Annotated in this window: 4 protein-coding genes; 3 read left to right on the plus strand and 1 reads right to left on the minus strand. The window is 59.7% G+C overall.

The window, feature by feature from the left end:
• Positions 1-430 precede the first annotated feature (430 nt).
• Entirely contained in the window at positions 431-1,123 is a 693-nt protein-coding gene (locus AC1DLV_RS30120) for a Crp/Fnr family transcriptional regulator (protein ID WP_476803632.1), read from the minus strand.
• A 392-nt stretch (positions 1,124-1,515) separates the two neighbouring features.
• On the opposite strand from AC1DLV_RS30120, the gene AC1DLV_RS30125 reads away from it, so the two are divergent.
• From AC1DLV_RS30125 to AC1DLV_RS30135, 3 genes are read left to right on the plus strand one after another with little or no spacing between them, the layout of a single operon-like run.
• Positions 1,516-2,307 carry a hypothetical protein gene (locus AC1DLV_RS30125; RefSeq protein WP_476803629.1) on the plus strand — a complete coding sequence of 264 codons (792 nt, stop codon included), beginning with the start codon at positions 1,516-1,518 and terminating at the stop codon, positions 2,305-2,307.
• Between the two features lie 45 nt (positions 2,308-2,352).
• The gene (locus AC1DLV_RS30130) at positions 2,353-3,366 is read left to right on the plus strand and encodes a DUF1214 domain-containing protein (protein ID WP_476803630.1); all 1,014 of its coding nucleotides are present in this window, start codon (positions 2,353-2,355) and stop codon (positions 3,364-3,366) included.
• Complete coding sequence (locus AC1DLV_RS30135) at positions 3,363-4,730, plus strand: DUF1254 domain-containing protein (protein WP_476803631.1); 1,368 nt, start codon at positions 3,363-3,365, stop codon at positions 4,728-4,730. The genes AC1DLV_RS30130 and AC1DLV_RS30135 overlap by 4 nt, the downstream gene beginning before the upstream one ends.
• Positions 4,731-5,029 lie beyond the last annotated feature (299 nt).

The following is a 5,029-nucleotide window of genomic DNA, read 5'->3' on the forward strand; positions in this document are numbered from 1 at the left end:
CTGTCCGCATCCACCTCGCGCTTCCTATCGGCGCCCGCGCCAACGCCGACATCGGCCGCAGATCGAAATTTCCATAGCCGTTGACTGTGGCCCGCGGGTTCCTTCCTCGGGGACTTTCGTACGCCCGCCGGCGCCCGAAACTCATCACGATTCCGGACTGTCTGCTTCTGGTTGAGATACTCAGCAAGCTGACGTTCTGCTCACGACCCCAAGTAAGTCGTTCCGGAATCATCGCGCCAATTCCAGAAGCGGCCATTCATAGACTCAGGGCGGTGACGGCAACGCGCCTGAAGTCGGACGTTCAAGCGATTCATACCCTCGCCCGAAACCAGTCACTCGGGCAGTAGAGATCAGCTTCATCGCTGTCTAAAGAAGATGTTTCCTACTACCAGTGATAAGTCGAGCTTGTACGAAAAGCCATCAGCTGCTGCTACGCATCCGGTCCGTCGCAGTCTGAGAATTTCCGAAGTGCCTGCGGGTTTGTCACAGTGATGGATCGATACGTGGACGTTACCCAGCCGGCGGAGGTGAAGCTTCGCATCGCCGCGTTGACCTGTTTACGCGAGGCATTCGCCATGACACCGAGGTCGGACTGAGATAGCGGGATCGGCATGTTGCCGAGCCAGCCACCACGTTCGACTACTGCAGCTATTCTTCGTGCAACGTCGCGCTTCTGCAGATCGTGGATGATCCGGACAAGCACATCTACGGTAAATGCGGTGTTGACCCCGACCGCACGCACGACTCTCGCATCTTGCGCGGCCATTTGCTCCAAGGCATCAAGCGGCACGTGCATCATCCAGGCGATACCAAGCGCCCGCATTTCTATCCTTCGTGGTTGGCCGGTCAGGAAGGGACCTTCGCCGGTCCATGCCCCCGGCATCCCCAGATGGATAAGCTGAGGCGTCAAATCAGGTGGCGCCGAGTTGATGGTGAGGGAGCCAGCTACAAGGCCATACATTCCACCGCCGGTATCGCCATGTCTGTAGATGACTTGACCAGGAGCAAACTTGAGCAAATGAGCATTGCGCAACAGATTGGTTTGGAACGGCTCACCCATGTGTGCGAGCCATGCTCCTTCCTTCATGACACGCTGGGCTTGCTCTAGCGTCAAATCCAACATCAACTCCACACTTCACTTTCGCAACGCAGATAGAAGTCGTTCCCCGACGCTGCAGCTTTAGCTGCGCGCCAACCGAAATTCCAGCGACGTCCGTCAGACTCGAACGATTACGTGCAGAAGTTTATCGATTGTGCCGATCGGGACAAACTCACGCATACCGGTATGTAATACGGCTCTGTCGGTGAATATTGGCGACGGGAGAACGTCGAGCATTGATTTGCTGGGGCTACCAACGTTCTTAGCTAGCACACCTACTAGCTGGGAATACTCGATAGGAAGCGAAGAGACAGATACACACTGCCAGTCCTGCCGACCGGAATCGAGGCGAAGATTTCTTAGGCTCCTCTTCCCGAGTCAATCGATCGATAGATGAATGCAACACGGAAGCGTGGATGGAAACTTATACAAAACTAGGTTCGGCGCTGCTTGTCTGTGCCGCGGCAAATTCATGCGCTCACGCCGCGGACATTCCTCAATCGTTCATCCTGCCTGAGGCAAAGCCGGTGGCGGAGGGTGGCTGGAGCTTTGCAGCCAGCCCCTATTTCTGGGGCGCCGGCATGTCGGGCGATGTCGGACAGTTCGGGCTGCCGCCAGTCCATGTCGCCTCCGACTTCTCCGACATACTGAAAGATCTGGATTTCGCGTTCATGGCCATCGGCGAGGCCCGCAACGATCGGTTCAGCATTTTCGGGGACGTCATCTACACAAAGGTCTCGACGGAATCGGGTACGCCCCGGGGCATCGTCACAGACAGGGTCGGCCTAACGTCAGAGACGTTCACGGGGCTCGTCGGCGTAGGCTATGCCGTCCTCCAGGATGGCCGCAGCACCCTCGACCTCGTCGCCAGCGCGCGGGTATGGCACGTAGACACAGACATCTCTTTTACCGGCGGAATTCTGGATGGCGTCTCGGCGAGCGACGGCGCGACGTGGGTCGATGCTATGGTCGGTGTTCGCGGCAGGCACTTTCTTACGGACAATGTCTATCTCAGCGGATGGGGCCTCACTGGGGCAGGCCAGGCCGATCGTGACTGGGATATCGCCGCCGGCATCGGCTACGCGTTCAACGACGTGATTTCGGCCGTGGCCGGGTACCGGGCTCTCGGCGTCGAATACAGCCACAACGGCTTCGTGTTCGACGTGGTCCAGCAGGGACCGATCCTCGGCATGGCCATGCGCTTCTGACGGGGCCGCTTCCGCTACTCCAGCAATTCAATCAGAGAGGTTTCGATGAATTTGAGATTTTCGATAGTTGCCGCCGCCGCCCTGCTTGCAGCACTCCCGGCTGCTGCTGAACCCGTCCACGTCAACAGCGACAACTTCGTCCGCGCCGAGAGCGATTTATATTTCTCCGGTATTGTCGCAAATGGCGGTTTTGGCAAGTTCGATCATACCCGCGAGATGGCGCCACTCGACAAGCAGACGATCATCCGCCTGAACCGCGATACGCTTTATTCGTCCGCCGTGTTTGATCTGGATGCCGGACCTGTGACGATCACCGTGCCAGATTCCGGAAGCCGCTTCGTTTCGCTCATGGTGATCGACGAGAACCACTACATCCACGGCGTGCATTACGGCGCCGGAACCCACACGCTGAAGCGCGACGATATCGGCACCCGCTACGTGGCGGCGGCCTTCCGCTTCTTCGCCAATCCCGCCGACGCCGAGGACCTGAAGCAGGTTCACGCGCTTCAGGACGCAGTCAAGGTCGAGCAGGCATCGACCGGCAGCTTCGAGATCCCGAAATGGGACAGCGAAAGCCGGAACAAGACCCGACGCGCGCTGCTGGACCTCGGCGCTCTGCTGCCGGACACCAAGAAGATGTTCGGATCGCGCGACGAGATAAATCCGATCCGGCATCTGGTCGGCGCCGCGCTCGGCTGGGGCGGGAACCCCGACCAGGAGGCGCTGTATCTCAACGAGACGCCGAAGACGAACGACGGCAAGACAATCTATCGGCTGGCCGTCAAGGACGTGCCGGTGAAGGATTTCTGGTCGGTCACCATCTACAACAAAGATGGCTTCTTCACGCCGAACGATCTCAACGCCTATTCTCTGAACGACGTGACGGCTCAGAAGGGCGAGGATGGTTCGATCGTCATCCAGTTCGGCGGCTGCGACGGCAAGGTCGTGAACTGCCTGCCGACGCCGGTGGACTGGAACTACATGGTTCGCCTGTATCGCCCGGACGCACAGGTTCTTGACGGAAGCTGGACTTTCCCCGTTGCAGAGGAAGTGAAATGAATCGCCGGACACTTTTGAAAGGCACTGCTGCGCTCGCCGCCTTGCCGGCACTCCCGGCCCTTGCACGGGAAGACCTGCGGCAGCAGGCGCGCGAGGCCTACATCTACACCTATCCAATGGTGAAGAACTATCTCACCATGTACCAGTATGCGCTGGAGCTGGGCGGAAGCCAGTACAAGGGGCCACTGAACACGCTGGTCAGCATCGCCCGGGTCTATACGCCCGAGGATACGGCGATCATCACGCCCAACTCGGACACGCCCTATTCCTTCATCGTCTTCGACCTGCGCGCCGAGCCGGTAGTGGTCACCATGCCGGCGATCGAGAAGGAGCGCTATTACTCGCTGCAGCTGATCGACCTCTACACCAACAATGTCGACTATCCCGGCACCCGGGTTGACGGCAATGATGGCGGCGACTTCCTCATCACCGGCCCCGGCTGGAAGGGCGAAGTACCCAAGGGCATCAAGCGCGTGATCGAGATGCCGACCACGCTCGCCATCGGCATCGTCAGGACCCAGCTCTTCTCGCCGGACGACCTCGACAAGGTCAAGGAGATCCAGGCCGGCTACAAGGCGGCGCCTTTTTCGACCTACATGAAAACCCCGGCGCCGGCCGCTCCCCCGGCGGTGGACTGGATGCCCATCTCCGACGAGCTGATGATTACCAACTACTGGCCGCTTGCCGCCTTCCTGCTTCAGTTCGCGCCTCCCTATCCGGGCGACGAAGGCCAGCGGCAGAACCTCGCCACGCTCGGTATCCGGGAAGGGGCAGCGTGGCCGGGTCCGGTTCTTTCCCCCGATGCAGCAGCCGTGATGCAGGAAGCGGTCAGCGGGACGGAAAAGAAAATCCGCGACGAGGCTGGCCAGTTGACGGATTCGTCGAAGCTGTTTGGCACGCCCGAGTTCATGAAGGGCCGCTACATGGTCCGGGCTGCGGCGGCACAGGGTGGGATCTACGGGAACAGCGTAGAGGAAGCACTCTACGTCATCTACGCCTTCGACGCAGGTAAGCTGCCGCTCGACGGCAAGGCCCGCAAATACACCCTGACCTTCACCGCTGAGACGCTTCCGCCCATCGACGCCTTTTGGTCGCTGACCATGTATGACCTACCCAAGCAACTCCTCGTGAGCAATCCGATCGATCGCTATTTGATCAACTCAGCCATGCTGCAAGACCTCAAGAAGAACGACGAAGACGAGTACGTCCTCTACCTGCAGCACGAAAGCCCGGGGCCTGAGTTGGAACCGAACTGGCTGCCGGCGCCGGCCGAGCCCTTCTATGCGGTGATGCGGCTCTATCTGCCGAAGTCCGAAGCGTTGGACGGACGCTGGATGGCGCCGCCAATCCAGCAACTGCCCTAAGCCAGAACGTCGGTATCTTCTTGGGCAGAATCGCCGTCATCACGATGTTCAACGGCCGGTTGCCTCTCGCGGCTTGGTACCTGATTGCCTGACCTCAGATCTGATCGTCCGCTTCTTACAATTCCAACCTCGAAGCTGCCGGTCGCCTACCGTGATGAGTTTCGGGCGCCGGCGGGCGTACGAAAGTCCCCGAGGAAGGAACCCGCGGGCCACAGTCAACGGCTATGGAAATTTCGATCTGCGGCCGATGTCGGCGTTGGCGCGGGCGCCGATAGGAAGCGCGAGGTGGATGCGGACAG

The organism is Aminobacter sp. 01T433, assembly GCF_056398585.1.

Coding starts and splice junctions, on each gene's coding strand:
- AC1DLV_RS30120 (WP_476803632.1), bottom strand. CDS start 1,123: ATGTTGGATTTGACGCTAGAGCAAGCCCAGCGTGTCATGAAGGAAGGA.
- AC1DLV_RS30125 (WP_476803629.1), top strand. CDS start 1,516: ATGGAAACTTATACAAAACTAGGTTCGGCGCTGCTTGTCTGTGCCGCG.
- AC1DLV_RS30130 (WP_476803630.1), top strand. CDS start 2,353: ATGAATTTGAGATTTTCGATAGTTGCCGCCGCCGCCCTGCTTGCAGCA.
- AC1DLV_RS30135 (WP_476803631.1), top strand. CDS start 3,363: ATGAATCGCCGGACACTTTTGAAAGGCACTGCTGCGCTCGCCGCCTTG.